General features: G+C 60.8%; 13 protein-coding genes. 2 read left to right on the top strand and 11 right to left on the bottom strand.

Annotation, left to right across the window (positions count from 1 at the left end; genetic code table 11):
• Positions 1-318: 318 nt before the first annotated feature.
• From Q0677_RS09755 to Q0677_RS09730, 6 genes are all read right to left on the bottom strand, one after another.
• Positions 319-1,326: an Ldh family oxidoreductase gene (locus Q0677_RS09755; RefSeq protein WP_298909043.1), complete on the bottom strand. Its 1,008-nt coding sequence runs from the start codon at positions 1,324-1,326 to the stop codon at positions 319-321.
• 61 nt (positions 1,327-1,387) lie between these two features.
• Entirely contained in the window at positions 1,388-2,038 is a 651-nt protein-coding gene (locus tag Q0677_RS09750; protein WP_298909042.1) for a DUF3726 domain-containing protein, read from the bottom strand.
• The gene (locus tag Q0677_RS09745) at positions 2,035-3,738 is read right to left on the bottom strand and encodes a hypothetical protein (protein ID WP_298909041.1); all 1,704 of its coding nucleotides are present in this window, start codon (positions 3,736-3,738) and stop codon (positions 2,035-2,037) included. Before Q0677_RS09745 ends, Q0677_RS09750 begins: the two co-directional genes overlap by 4 nt.
• A gap of 105 nt (positions 3,739-3,843) precedes the next feature.
• A complete protein-coding gene (locus Q0677_RS09740; RefSeq protein WP_298909039.1) occupies positions 3,844-5,388 on the bottom strand; it encodes a BCCT family transporter in 1,545 nt (514 codons plus the stop codon).
• A 64-nt stretch (positions 5,389-5,452) separates the two neighbouring features.
• Positions 5,453-6,433 carry a membrane dipeptidase gene (locus Q0677_RS09735; protein ID WP_298909038.1) on the bottom strand — a complete coding sequence of 327 codons (981 nt, stop codon included), beginning with the start codon at positions 6,431-6,433 and terminating at the stop codon, positions 5,453-5,455.
• Positions 6,433-7,881, bottom strand: coding sequence for an aldehyde dehydrogenase family protein (locus tag Q0677_RS09730; protein ID WP_298909037.1), 1,449 nt, complete (start codon positions 7,879-7,881; stop codon positions 6,433-6,435). The genes Q0677_RS09735 and Q0677_RS09730 overlap by 1 nt, the downstream gene beginning before the upstream one ends.
• A 111-nt stretch (positions 7,882-7,992) precedes the next feature.
• On the opposite strand from Q0677_RS09730, the gene Q0677_RS09725 reads away from it, so the two are divergent.
• A complete protein-coding gene (locus Q0677_RS09725) occupies positions 7,993-8,901 on the top strand; it encodes a LysR family transcriptional regulator (RefSeq protein WP_298909035.1) in 909 nt (302 codons plus the stop codon).
• A complete protein-coding gene (locus Q0677_RS09720; protein WP_298909032.1) occupies positions 8,898-9,911 on the top strand; it encodes a helix-turn-helix domain-containing protein in 1,014 nt (337 codons plus the stop codon). Before Q0677_RS09725 ends, Q0677_RS09720 begins: the two co-directional genes overlap by 4 nt.
• A 10-nt stretch (positions 9,912-9,921) precedes the next feature.
• On the opposite strand, the gene Q0677_RS09715 is transcribed toward Q0677_RS09720, so the two are convergent.
• The 5 genes from Q0677_RS09715 to Q0677_RS09695 all read right to left on the bottom strand — a co-directional run bounded on the left by Q0677_RS09715 (position 9,922) and on the right by Q0677_RS09695 (position 15,991).
• A complete protein-coding gene (locus Q0677_RS09715) occupies positions 9,922-10,473 on the bottom strand; it encodes a sarcosine oxidase subunit gamma (RefSeq protein WP_298909029.1) in 552 nt (183 codons plus the stop codon).
• Entirely contained in the window at positions 10,466-13,420 is a 2,955-nt protein-coding gene (locus Q0677_RS09710) for a sarcosine oxidase subunit alpha family protein (RefSeq protein ID WP_298909026.1), read from the bottom strand. Before Q0677_RS09710 ends, Q0677_RS09715 begins: the two co-directional genes overlap by 8 nt.
• Positions 13,417-13,713 (bottom strand): sarcosine oxidase subunit delta, encoded by a 297-nt coding sequence (locus Q0677_RS09705; RefSeq protein ID WP_282064642.1) that lies wholly within the window; start codon positions 13,711-13,713, stop codon positions 13,417-13,419. The genes Q0677_RS09710 and Q0677_RS09705 overlap by 4 nt, the downstream gene beginning before the upstream one ends.
• Positions 13,714-13,725: 12 nt before the next feature.
• Positions 13,726-14,976 (bottom strand): sarcosine oxidase subunit beta family protein, encoded by a 1,251-nt coding sequence (locus Q0677_RS09700; protein ID WP_298909021.1) that lies wholly within the window; start codon positions 14,974-14,976, stop codon positions 13,726-13,728.
• Positions 14,977-15,199: 223 nt separating this feature from the next.
• A complete protein-coding gene (locus Q0677_RS09695; protein ID WP_298909019.1) occupies positions 15,200-15,991 on the bottom strand; it encodes a carbon-nitrogen hydrolase family protein in 792 nt (263 codons plus the stop codon).

Raw genomic sequence — 15,991 nt, 5'->3', positions numbered from 1 at the left:
AACGTCATCGAAAGAGGCCCAAGATACTCCCGTGTAATGCCAAGCAAACGCCACCCAGTTTCAGCTGCAACCGCAAGCCTGCATTCCTTCAAACTCACAAGGGTGGGCACCTCGCCTTCCCGTCTCCATTTCGGGCCAGCAGAAGCTTTTTGTATTGCTTGTCGGGACGCCAAGCGGCCTACACCAAACCACCCCCAACCCTGATCTACACAAACGTGGATACTCGCACCTCCTTCTAACAATTCCCTCTTGTCTCGTTTGAGCCAGTAGGAGAGGCAATCATCGAAAGACTGCCCCATCCTGCTCGGTGGCATTAGATCAGAGCAGCCCGCGCACTTTCTCAAGCAGCGCGGCGTTCACGGCCACGCCCTCTTTCGCGGCGCGGATGCGGGCGGCTTGACGGCCATCACCCGGCAGGCGCGCGCCGTCTTGGTCCCGGAACGAGGCGATCAGGTCTGCCAGTTTCTCTTGGAACAGACCGCCCGACGTCGCTTCTGGATCAATCGCGATGAAAAACTGACCTGTTTTGGGCGGACCACCCGCGGTGCCCGAGAACGGGCTGGCGACCGACCCCAACGTGGCGCCTGCCATGGCGGCGGCCATCAGTTCCACGGTCAGGGCAATGCCCACGCCTTTGTAACCGCCCGACGGTACCATCGAGCCCTTCAACCCGGCCTCGGGATCGGTGGTGGGCTGACCGTCTGCGTCCAGCACCCAGCCTTCCGGAACCGGTTTACCTTCGCGGGCGTGCTTCATAACTTCGCTTTTCGCAATCGTGCTGGCCGACTGGTCGATCAAGAGGGCCGCGTTGCCATCCGCATCCGGGGCCGAGATCGAGAACGGGTTGGTGCCAACAACCGGCTTCGCGCCACCCGAGGGTGCAATCGACGCAGGTGCGTTGGTGAAGCCGATGCCCATCAGGCCAGCCTGTGCCAGGCGCTGCGTGTGCACACCCAGAACGCCGCAGTTGTAGGAATTGTTCACAGCCAGAACCGCCACGCCCATCTCTTTCGCCAGCGGGATCAGCTTTTCAAAGCCAAGATCGATGGCGGTGTGGGCAAAGCCCGTTGCGGCGTCCACGGTCACCACGGCCGGGCGCGGCTGGTCAACGACGGGCTTGGCCTGTCCGTCCACTTTGCCGCATTCGACATGCTGAGCGTAGATCGGGATATAGGCCAGCCCGTGCGAGGCAACGCCGTCGGCCTCGGTCATCGCGGTGGCGACCGCCAAGGGGCGCGCGTTTTCTTCCGAGGTGCCAGCCTTGACCAGCGCGTCAAAAGCAAGGGTTTCGATTTCCGAGAGCGAGAGTGTTTCAGTGGCGGTCATCTTTGTTCTTTCTTTTCTATTGGTCGCGTGATGGGGGCAGCATTCTGCCCCCAAACAGATATCAATCGTTGTCGCTGACCCCGGCACCCGCACCGCGCAGGCGGCTTTCTTCGGTGGCGGGGGCGAAGGTGCGGTGGGCGAAGCTACCCAGCTGTTCCCAGCTGCTCTCACAGACCTCGGCACGCATCACCGGTTCGCGCTTGCCGGTCATTTCCGCCGGGGCCGAGAAGACCAACTGACTGGCGTGTTTGGCGCGCAGCGCGTCGGCTTCACCCTGAACGCACAGCTGTTTGCCATCGGTGGCAACCCGCGCTCCGTCCCATTCGGCAGCCACGGGCACGCCAAGACGCAGTGCGGCACCGCCCATGAAGGGCACGGCCAGCAAAGGTAGGCTGACGTTCTGCATGGTGATCGTGCCGCGTTCCAACAAACGCACGGCGCAATCGGACAGCGAGGCGCCTGCGATCAGCGGGCTCATCCGACGGGTCGGTGCGTGCCAGATATCGGCACTTAGCGATACGGGCGACACGTCAATTGGCGGGATCTGGTCGTTCATCTCGAGCAGTTCGGCTAGCATCTCTGTGCCGGGAAAGCCGAAGGCCGACAGCCAGCGCGTGCCTTTTGCAGCCTCTTCCGACAGCCCCCACGACAGCCCAGCACCGCGTGCGGCGCGTTTGCTCATGGCTTCGATTTCATTCAGCGAGTGGCTCATGCGACGCCCTCCTCAAGCTTGATTTCAGCGTCGGGGAAGACCCAGAAATCGGCATTGTCTTCGGTCAGTTCGGTGGGCAGCGGCGCGTTGCCATACATGCAGATCCGCACCCAGCGATCCGAGCGCGGGTCAAACTGTGTGGCCCCAAAGAAGGCCAGCTTGCAGCGCAGCATGTCGATGGGCAACACCTGATCCGAAATCGTGTTGTCGCGGATCTCTGCATAGGGTGCGCGGCCAACGATCTGGGCGCGGCGCAGCACGTGGCGGTGCTCGGGGTGACGCAGAAGGAAGTCGGCAACCTGTGCCTCGTCCGGCCAATGGGTCAAAGCGTTGAACAGTTGCGCGGCGTCCCGACCGGGGGCCAGCGGCTGCTCGTATTCCTCGATCGGCTCTTCGAAACGCTCACCCAGACGGGGTTCAAGCTTTTCTTCCGACACATACCACGCGCGGGCGCGGTTTTCCGGCGCCTGCCAGTTGGTGTCGATGGCCCAGGAATACACATCGGTCAGCAGCGCGCGCAGATCCCCCACGGTCATCGCGCCCGCAATGCGGAAGGTGGCGGTATTGTCGGCGGCCATATCTTGGGTGTAGCCATCCACCAGCGCACCGTAGGGTTCCAAGATCAGCGAGGCGATCCATTCCTGCCCTTCCAGCGACAGGTTCTCTTCCGCCCAGCGATACAACGCATCCCACGGCTGGTTCGCGGTCAGGTCGGCGCTGGCCAAATAGCCATCCACTTTGGCCACGTCGGCACGCAGATCCTTCAGCTTCTCGATCTGGATCGGATGCTCGGAATGCCACTGATCAATGGTGATCTTGCTGCGCGCGATCAGCGATTGAAACAGGGCGATCTCGTCTGCACTGGCCTTCACCAGCTTGCGCACCGCCTGAATGGCGTTTTCACGGGCGGCAACCCAGTTGTTGAACAGGACGGGATGGTTCAGCAGGAAGGGCGCCATGCCCAGACCGGTCGAGTTACCGATCCCCATCGCGCGTCCGATCTCGGGCGACAGTTGGGCAGCAGTGCCGCCGTTCGCTGCAGCGCGACGGTCGGCCATGTGCTGCACCAGATCCAGCACGAACCAGCGGGTCAGATAGACCGACAGCATCTCGACCTGGAAGGGCGCGCGGAATTCGGGGCGGTCGGCGATCATCTCGCGGTCGGCGGCACCCAGCTTGCCTGATCCGTAAACCGCAGTGGTGCGCATCAGGTATCCAACGGCCTTGATCTGGTCGATGTCGGGCTGGTTGCCCGCGGCAAGGCTGGACACCACGTGCTCCCACAGGCGCACCGAACGGTTGGCGCGCGACACGGACAGTTCTGTCCCGCTAACACGGCCCGCTTCCTGAACCGGGATGTTGTGCGACAGGCGTTCGATGTCGTCTGCGGTGGGCACGCCATCGAACAGCGTGAAAGTTGCATCCCATGCGTCGGCAATCACCCGGTCCGAGCGTTTCTCGGGCGGCAGGTCATGGGCATAGGCGATCAGCGAATAGGCGCGGTCGGGGCCATAGGCGGTATAGACCGCATGGCCTTCGCCTGCGTCGTTCACGTTGAAGGCGGTTTTCTCGAACCGCCAGCCTTCGCGGGCCAGACGGCGGGTCAGCACGCGCATGAAGGACAGGCGTGATTGGTGGATGGAACCGAGGCGCGCAAGGCGCATGACCAGTTCGGGATCACGGCGGTGTATCGTGTTCATTCTTTTGGCCTTTGCAGTCAGGACAATAGAGCATTTCGGGGCTTTCGTCGAACAGGGCCCGATAATGCGCGGGGGTCAGGGGCGCCCAAAGGCGCCCCGTCTTGCTTAGTTTTCTTTGCCTTTTGCCAGCGTGATGCGCAGGGCATCCCACAGCGATGGCAGCAGAAGCAGCGACACCGGAACGGCAGTCACAACGATGAAGCTTTGCAATTTGGATACGCCGCCCGAGCCGACCGAGATCAAAATCACGGCCATGACGCCCATCGCGATGCCCCAGAAGACGCGGACAAACACGGGCGGGTTGTCGCCGTCGCTCATCGTGGCCGAGATCACATAGCTCATCGAGTCTCCGGTCGTGGCCACGAAGATCGTGGTCAGGATCAGGAACAGAAGCGAGACAAGGAAGCCCAGCGGCAAGTTCGAGGTGATCGCCAGCAGGGCCGCCGGCAGGTTGAACCCTTCAAAGGCTTTCGAGATCGTGCCGGTTTCTGCCAGCTCCATCGAGATGCCGGTGCCGCCGATGATGGTGAACCAGAAGTTGGTCACGATCGGAGCAACAATCGACAGCATGATGATGATCGAGCGGATCGAACGGCCACGCGATACGCGGGCGATGAACATCGCCATCAGTGGGCCATAGCCCATGAACCAGCCCCAGAAGAACACGGTCCACCAGCCCAGCCAGCCGGGTGCTCCGAACAGACCAGCGTCACCACGATACAGTGCCATCTGGAAGAAGTTGCCGATGTAGGTGCCGAAACCCGAGAAGAACGAGCCGAAGATGAAGCCAGTCGGACCTGCAATCAGGACGAAGATCAGCAGCACAGCGGCCAAGATCACGTTGATCTTCGACAGCAGCTGAATACCACGCGACAGACCGGTCATGGCCGAGATCGTGTAGATGCCAACAAGACCTGCAATCACCAGAAACTGCGTGGCAAAGCCGTTCGGAATGCCGAAGAGGTCATCCAGACCGTAAGCAACCTGCAGACCCAGAAAGCCGATCGGGCCGACGGTACCAGCCACAACGGCGATGATCGACGACGCATCTGCGATCAGGCCAATTGGGCCGTGGATTTTGTCGCCAAAGACCGGATACAGCAGCGTGCGCGGGGCAAGTGGCAGACCTTTTTCATAGTGGTAATGCATCAGCATCACGGTCGACAGCGAGCCAAGGATGGCCCACGCCAAGAAGCCCCAGTGCATGAAGCTTTGTGCAATCGCACCGTTCACGGCATTGGCAGTTCCGCCTTCAGCGCCAAACAAGGGCGGCGAGGATAGGAAGTGCGCAATCGGCTCGCCTGCGGCCCAGAACACGCCACCACCGGCCAGAAGCGTACACATGATCATCGAGCCCCACTGGAACATGGTGAACTCGGGCGCAGCAAGGCCGCCCATGATCGCGCGGCCACCGGGCAGTACGCACAGCACAAGGCCGATCAGGAAGGTCGCCAGAAGCAGTACCTGCCAATAAAGGCCGAAATAAGTGGCCGAGACATTGAAGCCCCAGTCCACAGCTGCCGACAGCGCGTCAAGATTGACCAGTGCTGCCAGACAGAAAAGGGCGATGAACCCGCCCGAGATCAGGAACAACGGCTTGTTTACGCCGCTGCTTTTCTGATCTGTCACTCCCATAGATGCTTCAGACATCTATCTCTCCCTAAGATATGGCCCCTCCTGTTCGCTCGAGGCCAAGTTTCACTTCCCCGGCCCCTTAACGTCCTGTCTGAGGGCCAAAATTCTCTGCAAAAAAGCGGTACCAATTACGTCCCATGATGCCGGCAACCTCGCCGTCATTCATGCCCACGGCTTTCAAGCCGTTTTCGATGTTGCCGAAATGGCGGTTGTCTTCGAACCAGTTGGGCATCGGCGGGAAACCGGGCGCGGATTTGGAGCCCTCGCCATAGTCGATTTCCTTGGTCCAACGCCCCACGCGCATCCATTCAACGATGCTGTCGGGTTGGTCCTGACAAAGATCCGTGCCGATCCCCAGATGCTCGACCCCATAGGTGTCTGCCGTGCGGGCAATCATCTCGCAGAAGCTTTCCAGCGTGCAGTCGGATTTGTCTTTCAGGTGATGTGGATAGACCGAAAAGCCGAGCATCCCACCATTTTCGGTCACCGCACGGATCACCGCGTCGCGCTTGTTGCGCAGGGCGGGCGACCAGTCATACGGATTTGCGTGAGTGATGGCGATGGGACGCTCGGACAGCTCGGCGGCCTCGATGGTCGAGCGATCCGCTGAATGGCTCATATCGACCACAAGGCCCACGCGGTTCATCTCTTTGATGACCTGTTTGCCCATGCGGGTGATGCCCATGTCCTCGGCCTCGTAACAGCCGGTCGCCAGAAGCGACTGGTTGTTATAGGTCAACTGCATGAAGCGCGCGCCAAGGGTGTGGACGATCTCGACCAGACCGATGTCATCTTCGATCGGCGACGGATTCTGGAAGCCAAAGAACACCGCCGTGCGCCCGGTTTCGCGGGCCACGTCGATGTCGCTGGCCCAAAGGCCCTTCATGATCAGATCCGGATACTGTTCGAACCAGCGGTTCCACTTTTCAAAGTTCAGAACCGTTTCGCGAAAGTTCTCGTGGTACGAGATGGTGACGTGGATTGCATCCACGCCCCCTTCACGAAGTTGGCGAAAGATCTTCTCGGACCAGTTGGCGTATTGAAGACCGTCGATACGCATCAGACAGGGCCTGCGCTGATGTACGCGGTCTTGACGGTGGTATAGAACTCGGCGGCTGCCTTGCCCTGCTCACGCGGACCGTACGAGCTGTCGCCACGGCCGCCGAACGGCACGTGATAGTCGGTACCTGCGGTCGGCAGGTTCACGGTGACAACACCGGTCTGGGCGTTGCGGCGGAAATGCGTGGCGCGGGCCAGCGATTTCGTCACGATGCCCGAGGTCAGGCCGAAGTTGGTGTCGTTGACGGTGGCTAGGGCCTCGTCATAGCTGCCAACCTTGATGACGGCGGTCAGGGGCGCGAACATTTCTTCGCGGTTGATGCGCATGTCGTTGGTGGTGTTCAGGAACACGCCCGGCGACATGTAGAAACCTTGATGCGGCATCTCAAGACGCGCGCCACCGCAAGCCAGTTCAGCGCCTTCCGACTTGCCCAGATCCACATAGGCCAGGTTTTCGTTCAGCTGCTGCTCGCTGACAACGGGACCCATCTGGGTGCCCTCTTCCAGCGCGTGGCCGACTTTCATGGCCTGTGCACCGGCCACCAGCTTTTCAACGAAGGCGTCGTGGATGGCTTCGTGGACAACAAGGCGCGAGGACGCGGTGCATTTCTGACCGGTGCCACCGAAGGCGCCACCAAGGGCCAGCGTCACGGCCAGATCCAGATCGGCGTCGTCCATCACAGCCAAGGCGTTCTTCGAGCCCATCTCCATCTGAACCTTGGTCAGGTTCTGAATGGCAGCCGAGGCAATCCCCTTGCCCACCGGAACCGACCCGGTGAAGGAAATGGCGTTTACCTTCGGGCTTTCCACAAGACGCTGGCCGATTTCGCGACCTGCGCCCATGACCAAGCTGAACAGACCTTTCGGGATGTCCTGACGGTTGATGATTTCAGCCAGCGCAACAGCCGAGGCGGGCGTTACGTTGGCGGGTTTCCAGACCACGGCGTTGCCGTAGCACAGAGCAGGCGCGATTTTCCACGACGCGGTCGCAGTCGGGAAGTTCCAGGGCGAGATGATGGCGACGGTGCCGACAGCTTCGCGACGGACATCAATTTCAATGTCCGGACGAACCGAATCCGCGTTCTCGCCGATCTGACGCAGGCATTCGGCCGCGTAGTAGGTGAAGAATTGACCGGCGCGGTAGACCTCGCCTTTGCCTTCCGCGAAGGGCTTACCTTCTTCACGGGCCAGAAGCGTGCCCAGCTCTTCGCAGCGGGCAATCAGTTCGTTGCCGATGGCGTTCAGAACCGCCTGCTTGCGCTCCATGCCGTAAGCGGCCCATTCGCGCTGTGCCACTTTGGCTTGGTCCAGCGTGGCCTCCAGCTGGTCGCTGCTGGCCTGCGCAAACACGCCAACCAGATCGGTCAGGTCCGACGGGTTACGGTTTTCAATTTCGCTTACGCCTGTCAGCCATTCGCCAGCAATCAGGTTCTTTTGGATATCGGTCATGGAAGTGTCGCCTCACACAAAGTCAGTTTCCTTGGGTATGGACTTTTTAATTCACTTCAATCAAACTCAAATTCCTGAAGGTTATTTCAGGTCAATTGAAATGAGATCGCTATGGCGCTGAAAATTGAAATGCTGCGTGGCTTTGCCACCGTCGCCCGCAGCGGCAATCTAAGCGACGCGGCCCAGGCGCTGGGGCGCACGCCCTCGGCCGTGTCGATGATGTTGAAACAGCTAGAGACCCATCTGGGCGAGCCGCTGTTTGAAACCGACCGCAAAAGCAAACTGACCGCGCTGGGAAGCTTCGTCTTGGAACAAGCCGAGCGCGAACTTCAGCAGTTCGACAATACGGTGAAAGCGATCGAAGGCTTTGCCAAAGCCACCCACGGCCATGTGCGCATCGCCACTGTCCCTTCGGTTGCCGGCACGATTATCCCGCAGGTTTTTTCCCGCCATATCAACGACTACGGTAATGTAGACATCGAACTGCGGGATATGGATTCAAGCTCGATCCTGCACGAGCTGTCGCGTGACCGGATCGACATCGGCATCGCAACGATTGGCCAGCAAAGCGTAGGGCTGCACAGTCAGCACCTTCTGTCCGACACGTTTGGAGTCATCTGCGCGCCGTCCCATACCTTGGCGCAGGACACGGGCCCGGTCACGTGGGACGCGTTAGCGAACGAGCGTCTTATCGCGAACTCGCTTTCTGCCGGGATTAGCGCCGAAGCCTCGATCCTGCTGCATGAAAAGGCACTTCTCTCGGCGCACAACCTGACCTCGATCATGGCGATGGTGCAGGCCAATATTGGAATCACAATTCTACCCGAAATGGCGGTCAGAGCCTCAAATTCAGCCGGATTGATCTTCCGTCCGCTCGCCGAACCGCACGCAAAACGCGAAATTCACCTGCTGCGCCGGGCTGATTCGACCCAATCCCCCGCCGCACGCCTGCTGGAACGCCACATTTGTGAAATCGCTGCCGAGATCTCGCAAGATACAGTGATGGGAATACCCGCATGACCGATGCACCCACCTCCCAGCTGCCTCTGACGTTGGGCATTCTGATCTTTCCCGGCTTTCCGATGGCCTGCCTGACCTCGTGCATCGAACCCTTGCGCGCCGCCAATGAGATCTCGGGGCAAGAGGCGTTTCGCTGGAAGGTGATCGCCGAAGGCAGCGCCCCGGTCGACTCGTCAGCCGGCGTCAGTTTTGCCCCAGATTGCACACTGTCTGAAGCCGGAGAGCTGGATCTTCTGCTGTTCACCGCCGGCCCCAATGCCCGCTTTGCTGCACCATCGCGCGCCAATGCCGCCCTTCAACGGTACCAGCGCAGCAAAACACGGTTGGGAGCGATCAGTGGCGGGGTGTTCGCGCTGGCCCATACCGGCCTGACGCGTGATAACCCGCTGTCGGTGCATTGGTGCTACGAGGCTGCGTTTCAAGCCGAATTCCCAGACATCCCGGCGCAAAGCACGGTGATCTGCGAAGATGGGGACTATACAACCATTTCCGGCGCATCTGCTGCCTTCGACCACATGTTGTCGCTGATCGAGGCACGGCTGGGCGGCGACATCATGGCCGAGGTCGCCTGCTGGTTCCAGCACCCCTATATCCGCAGCGCCGCCGCCACGCAGAAGACACCGGCACACGATACGGCGAAAAGTCAGGACTTGCTGCCCAAACAGGTCGAACGCGCGATCGAGCATTTCGCCGAGCATATCGAAAGTCCGATCCAGATCAGCAGAGTGGCCGAAGCAGTGGGCGTTTCGACCCGCTCGCTGGAACGCAGCTTCAAGGAAGCTACGGGGCAGAGCCCGCTGAAGTACTACCGGAAAATGCGGATGAATCAGGCGCGCCAGCTGGTGCTGTATTCCAACACACCCGTGACCGAGGTCGCGTTCATGGTCGGCTATGCCACCCCCGGCGCGTTTCTGCGGCACTACCGCGAAAGCTTCGGGATGACACCGATTGCAGACCGGCGGGCGAAGAACTCGATGCGGGTCAAGGGCAGCGACGCGCTGCCCTCGTGATCTGTGTGACCTAGGCGATCGAACGGGCCGCCGCCACCAATGCATGATGCAATGACGCCGCCGACGAGCGCGGGGCGATCACGGCTATGCGGTCGTCCGCCAGTCGCCACAGGAAGGCGCCCAGATGTTCGACCGTTCCGCGGATGACGTCTCCGGGTGCCATTGTGCGTACCGGAGCGTTGGACAGACGTTCGAACAGGTCGCACAGCACCGCGCCCGACACGTCGAACCGGCACCAACCATCGGTCTGTTCTACGACCGATGCCGTGTCCCCGACCATCTGTTTCAGCTCAGTAGCCAGCAACTCGTACTCGTCGTGATTGGCCGAGATCATCCACTGATCCGGACCAGTCCAGAAGGCGGTGAAGTCGCCTTGGGTTGCGGACTTCCCGACGCTCGGCAAGCCCAGCGGCAAAGCTTTTTGTGCCGCCTCCAGCTGCCCCTCACGCGCAGCGACGGACGCCAACGCCTGATCCACAACCTCGGTGATGGTCAGCGTTCCGATCTGGTCTACACGCGGCGTATCCGCGCCCAGCGGGGTGATGGGTTTCAACTTATGCACGGAGCTTCTTTCCTTCCGGATCGACGAAATGCGGGCTGACGATTTCGACCAGAATTTCTTGACCTTCCAGTGGGTTAACCAACCGCAACTGCTCGCCCATCCGCTCAAAACCCGACTTCACAAAGCCAAGCCCAATCGAGCTTTCAAGGATCGGCGAATAGGCGGCCGAGGTGACATAGCCCTGATCGTGGGCTGCATCGACGGGCCCCGAAGCATTCATCAGATGCCCGCCCGCCGGAACAGTTTTCGACGCATCCACCGGGCGCAGACCCACAAGATTCAGCGCGTCCTCGGCGTTCATCCCATCGCGCCGCGACAGCACATTGCCGATGCAATCCTTTTTGGTCGACACCATGCGACCCAGCCCAAGGTTCAGCGCGGTGGTGGTGCCGTTCAACTCGTTCCCTGCCGCGTGACCCTTCTCGATCCGCATGACGCCCAGCGCCTCGGTGCCGTAAGGCACGACGTCGAACTCCTCGCCTGCCGCCATCATTTCGCGCATCAGCGCGTCGCCATAGCGGGTGGGGACGGCGATCTCATAGGCCAGCTCGCCCGAGAACGAGATCCGGAACAACCGCGCGCGGCAACCGCCACAGACGGTGATTTCCGCGCAGCCCATGAAGGGGAAGGCCTCGTTCGAGATGTCGAACTCGGGGTCCACGATCTTTTGCAACAGCTTGCGCGCATTGGGGCCAGCGACCGCGTATTGCGCCCAAGCTTCGGTGGTGGAGATCAATTGGACGTCCAGATCCGGCCACAGGCATTGGCGGGCAAATTCCATGTTGCGATAGACCAGAACCGCGTTGGCCGTTGTGGTGGTGACGACGAAGTGGTCCTCGGCCAGACGCGCGGCGGTACCGTCGTCATAGGCCACACCATCCTCGCGCAGCATCAGGCCATAACGCACCTTGCCTACGGGCAGTTTCGCAAAGCCATTGGCGTAGATCTTGTTCAGGAACTCGGCAGCATCCGCGCCCTGCACGTCGATCTTGCCCAGCGTGGTCACGTCGCAAATGCCCACGGAGTTACGCGTTGCCAGAACCTCGCGGTCGACGGATTGACGCCAGTGGGTTTCCCCCGCCTTTGGGAACCACTGCGCGCGCAGCCAGTTGCCGACTTCGACGAAGACGGCACCCTGTTCCTCGGCCCATTTATGGCTGGGGGTCAGGCGGGTCGGGTGGAACTCTTTCCCCACCGCCCGGCCTGCCAGTGCACCCATCGACACGGGCGTATAGGGCGGGCGGAAAATGGTGGTGCCAGTGTCGGGGATCGACTTGCCTGTCAGCTCGGCCATCACCGCCAGCGCGCCAACGTTCGAGGTCTTGCCCTGATCGGTCGCCATGCCCAGCGTGGTGTAACGTTTCAGGTGCTCCACGGATGTGAAGTTTTCCTGATGCGCCAGTTTCACGTCCTTGACGGTCACGTCGTTCTGGAAATCCAGCCACGCGCGTTTCGCGCCCGAAACATGCCAGAACGGGGTGAGCGATACGGGCGCGTCCTCGGCTTTGGGCAGGTCACCCACCTTGGCCTCGATGCCCAGTTCAGAGAGCACCTCAACCGCCTTCGCCGCCCCTCCGGTCAGAGCCGCATGGGTCGACATCTCGCCCATTGCAGAGCCAGCAACGCTTTGGCCCGAGGGCAAGCCCTGCCCCGGCACAAAGGCATGGATGTCATCATTCCAAACCGGGCGACCGCGCTGATGGCAGGTCAGGCCGAGGTTCGGGTTCCAACCGCCCGACATCGCAAGCGCACCACATTGGATCACGCGGGTCTGGCGATTTGCCAGACGAACGGTGACCGAGGTCAAACCCAGACGACCCTTGGTGTCGATGATTTGTGCGCCGGCCAGCACCTCGGTGCCGTCAATCGCGGGCGCATCGGGGCGGATATCCACCACGGCGGGCACCTCGACCCCTTTGGCGATCAGGTCGCGGGCGGTTTGGTGCGCGTCGTCATTGTTGGCAAAGATCACCACCGACTGCGCGGGCGTGGCCGCGTAGCGGTTGGCATAGGCGCGGGTGGCGCCTGCCAGCATCACGCCGGGGCGGTCATTGTTTTCAAACCCGATGGGGCGTTCGATTGCCCCGGTCGTGACCAGTGCGCGTTTGGAATAGATCCGCCAGAGCGTCTGGCGCGGCTTGTCTGCCTCCGGGGCGATCAGGTGATCCGCGTCGCGCTCGACCGCACCATAGACGCCGTGGTCATATGCCCCGAAGACGGTGGTGCGTGGCATCACACGAACGTTTGGCAGAGACGCCAGTTCCGCTTGCGCCTGACCGACCCATTCCGCACCGGACTGATCCGACAGCAACCCGGTTTCTGACAACAACCGCCCGCCCAGACGGAAATCCTCGTCCGCAAGGATCACCTGCGCGCCTGCACGGCCTGCGGTCAACGCGGCGGCCAAACCCGTAGGGCCAGCGCCGATCACCAGAAGGTCACAATGCAGGAAACCCTTGTCATAAGCGTCGGGGTCGCCCTCGCCTGTCAGGCTGCCAAGACCGGCGGCCTTGCGGATGATCGGCTCGTAGAGCTTTTCCCAGAACGCCCGCGGCCACATGAAGGTCTTGTAGTAAAACCCAGCGCTTAGGAAAGTCGAGAAGCGATCATTGATCGCCATCATATCGCGTTCCAGAGACGGCCAGCGGTTTTGCGAGTTGGCGACGAACCCGTCATAGATCTCGGCCACGGTGGCGCGGGTGTTGGGTTCCTGACGTCCACCCGAGCGCAACTCGACCAGCGCGTTGGGTTCCTCGGACCCGGCGGTCAGCACGCCGCGCGGGCGGTGATACTTGAACGAGCGCCCCATCAGGCGCACGCCATTTGCCAAGAGCGCCGAGGCCAGCGTGTCACCCGCATGGCCCTGATAGCTTTTGCCATCAAAACTGAAATTCAGCGTGGCGGACCGATCAATCAGCCCGCCGGAAAGGCGGTTTGCCTGTGTCATTGCATTACCTCGGCCGCCCGGTTTGCGCGGGCCACATCACGGGCCAATTCGACCTTGGTGATCTCATGCGTGGTGGTGTCGCGGGTGACGACCAGCCACGAGCGGTCGCCCTGTTCGTGGAACCACAGCTCGCGGTGCAGACCCGCCGGGTTGTCGCGCAGATGCAGATAGTCGTGGAATTCACGCAGGGCGTTTTCCGACAGCCAATAGGGACGGTTGATCAGGCCCGCGTCGCCCAGATAGGTGAACTCTTGCGCGTCGCGCGGCCCAAGAAGCGGATGGTTGATAATCATCGGTTCTGTTCCTCAGTGCAGGTTCGGTTGGGCGCCTTGGCCCTTTTCGTCGATCATGTGCCCGGTCATGAACCGGTCCAGCCGATAGGCTTTTGCGGTCTCATGCGGACGGTCGGTTTTCAGAAGATGGGCAAAGCAGAAGCCCGCAGCAGGCGTGGCTTTGAAACCGCCATAGCACCAGCCGCCGTTGAAATAGAGACCCTCGATATGGGTCTTGTCGATGAAGGGCGAGCCGTCCATCGACATGTCCATGATACCGCCCCAGCTGCGCAAAAGCCGCGCGCGTCCAAGGCCGGGGATCAGCGACATGCCGCTTTCGATCACGTCCTCGACCACCGGCAGGTTTCCGCGCTGGGCGTAGGAATTGTAGCCGTCGATATCGCCACCAAAGACCAGCCCGCCCTTGTCGGACTGACTGCAATAGAAATGCCCCGCGCCATAGGTAATCACGCCCGGAATGAAGGGCTTCAGCCCCTCGGACACGAAAGCCTGCAAGACGTGGCTTTCAATGGGCAAACGCATCCCCGCCATTGCCATCACGCGGCTAGAGCTGCCCGCGACCGAGACACCCACCTTCTTAGCGCCGATAAACCCGCGCGAGGTCTCGACGCCCAGCACTTTGCCGTTTTCGATACGGAATCCAGTGACTTCGCAATTCTGGATGATGTCTACGCCGCGCTGGTCCGCGCCGCGTGCATAGCCCCAAGCGACTGCATCATGGCGCACAGTGCCGCCACGCCGGTGCAACAACCCACCCTTGATCGGGAAGCGGGCATTGTCGAAATTCAGGAACGGATACATGGCGCGCACGCCATCCGTGTCCAGCAGCTCGGCATCTGACCCGTTCAGGATCATCGCATTCCCGCGCCGCCGCGCCGCATCCCGCTGCGCGTCCGTATGCACAAGGTTCAGAATGCCGCGCTGGCTGACCATCGCGTTATAGTTCAGGTCTTGCTCGAGACCCTCCCACAGCTTCAGCGAAAACTCATAGAACGGTTCGTTCCCATCCAGCAGATAGTTCGAACGGATGATGGTCGTATTCCGGCCCACATTGCCGCCACCAATCCAGCCTTTTTCCAGAACCGCGATCCGCGCGCCCTGAAACTCTTTCGCCAGATAATAGGCCGTGGCCAACCCATGCCCGCCGCCGCCAATGATCACATAGTCATAGGCTTCCTTTGGATCGGGATCACGCCATTGCGGCCCCCAACCTTTGTGCCCGGTCAGGCTTTCCTTGATCAGTCTCAAAGCAGAATAGCGCATGAGGGCTCCTGTTCTTCCTTCCCCTATGAAGGTCGAGAATGCCACCAAGCACCATTTCGTTTTTGGACAAGATTGACGCCAGAATCGACAAGGGGAGCCTCTTTTTCAGTATCGGCTTGGTTGGTGAGGCGAAATTGCGCGCTGCCAGACGAACTCGAACGCGTCTTAGCTGGGCCGGCAAGACTGTCTCTTATGCCGTACAGAGACAGCCTTTTCACCCAGGTCAGGCGACCCAGGGCAAACTGAGCCTGTCGGTATGATAGGGCAACCGTGCCCGAGCCATAGAAACGGCAGACTTGTTCAGCTGAGCATGCGCAAGCTTTGCTGATGGTCCGATGCGGGCGAGCTCACTGCCATCGGGTGCAATGATGCAGCTGCCCCCGAAGTAATCGACACCGTTTTCCTGCTCGCAGTAGTTCGCATAACAAAGATACACGCCGTTTTCGAAAGCGCGTGTCGGCACGACGCATTCCGACACGACGCCCCATTGCGCCGCAAGGGCCGTCGGCACCACAACAAGGTCCGCGCCAGACAATGCCACGTGGCGCAGGTTTTCAGGAAATTCGACGTCATAACAAACGAGGATCGCCAAAGTGAATGCGCCAAGTTGAAACAGTTCACAGCCCCTGCCCGGCGCAAAGTGATCCCCCTCGAAACCCGGTGGCAGTAAGAGTTTGCGATGCCGACCGATGGTGATCCCGTTCTTGTCGATGCACTGCGCCGAATTGAACAGGGTGTCGCCTTGGCGTTCCGCAAAACCATAAATAATTGAAGTACTATGCTGCTGCGCCAGATTTGCAATTGCCGTAGCAAATGACCCGTCTGGAGTTTCGGCACAGTCTGACACCCGGCGGCCAATATTATAACCGCACTGAAACAACTCTGGCAGGACAACCAGATCAAGCGGCACGCCGTCATGCTCGGCTAGGATGTCCGACAGCCACGACAGGCGCGCCTGCGGGCCATCCAGACCCGCCGGGCATTGGGCAACCGCAACTTCAAGAGCGTCAGACAT

It is taken from the genome of uncultured Aliiroseovarius sp., from assembly GCF_947492455.1.
Lineage (GTDB): Bacteria > Pseudomonadota > Alphaproteobacteria > Rhodobacterales > Rhodobacteraceae > Aliiroseovarius.
The sequence above is the reverse complement of the archived record's forward strand: the minus strand, read 5'-3'. Positions and strand labels throughout refer to the sequence as shown.

Excerpts from the sequence above, each read along its gene's own strand:
- Q0677_RS09740 (WP_298909039.1), bottom strand. The coding sequence starts at position 5,388 with ATGTCTGAAGCATCTATGGGAGTGACAGATCAGAAAAGCAGCGGCGTA.
- Q0677_RS09750 (WP_298909042.1), bottom strand. The coding sequence starts at position 2,038 with ATGAGCCACTCGCTGAATGAAATCGAAGCCATGAGCAAACGCGCCGCA.
- Q0677_RS09695 (WP_298909019.1), bottom strand. The coding sequence starts at position 15,991 with ATGTCTGACGCTCTTGAAGTTGCGGTTGCCCAATGCCCGGCGGGTCTG.
- Q0677_RS09700 (WP_298909021.1), bottom strand. The coding sequence starts at position 14,976 with ATGCGCTATTCTGCTTTGAGACTGATCAAGGAAAGCCTGACCGGGCAC.
- Q0677_RS09720 (WP_298909032.1), top strand. The coding sequence starts at position 8,898 with ATGACCGATGCACCCACCTCCCAGCTGCCTCTGACGTTGGGCATTCTG.
- Q0677_RS09745 (WP_298909041.1), bottom strand. The coding sequence starts at position 3,738 with ATGAACACGATACACCGCCGTGATCCCGAACTGGTCATGCGCCTTGCG.
- Q0677_RS09705 (WP_282064642.1), bottom strand. The coding sequence starts at position 13,713 with ATGATTATCAACCATCCGCTTCTTGGGCCGCGCGACGCGCAAGAGTTC.
- Q0677_RS09730 (WP_298909037.1), bottom strand. The coding sequence starts at position 7,881 with ATGACCGATATCCAAAAGAACCTGATTGCTGGCGAATGGCTGACAGGC.
- Q0677_RS09710 (WP_298909026.1), bottom strand. The coding sequence starts at position 13,420 with ATGACACAGGCAAACCGCCTTTCCGGCGGGCTGATTGATCGGTCCGCC.
- Q0677_RS09755 (WP_298909043.1), bottom strand. The coding sequence starts at position 1,326 with ATGACCGCCACTGAAACACTCTCGCTCTCGGAAATCGAAACCCTTGCT.
- Q0677_RS09735 (WP_298909038.1), bottom strand. The coding sequence starts at position 6,433 with ATGCGTATCGACGGTCTTCAATACGCCAACTGGTCCGAGAAGATCTTT.
- Q0677_RS09725 (WP_298909035.1), top strand. The coding sequence starts at position 7,993 with ATGGCGCTGAAAATTGAAATGCTGCGTGGCTTTGCCACCGTCGCCCGC.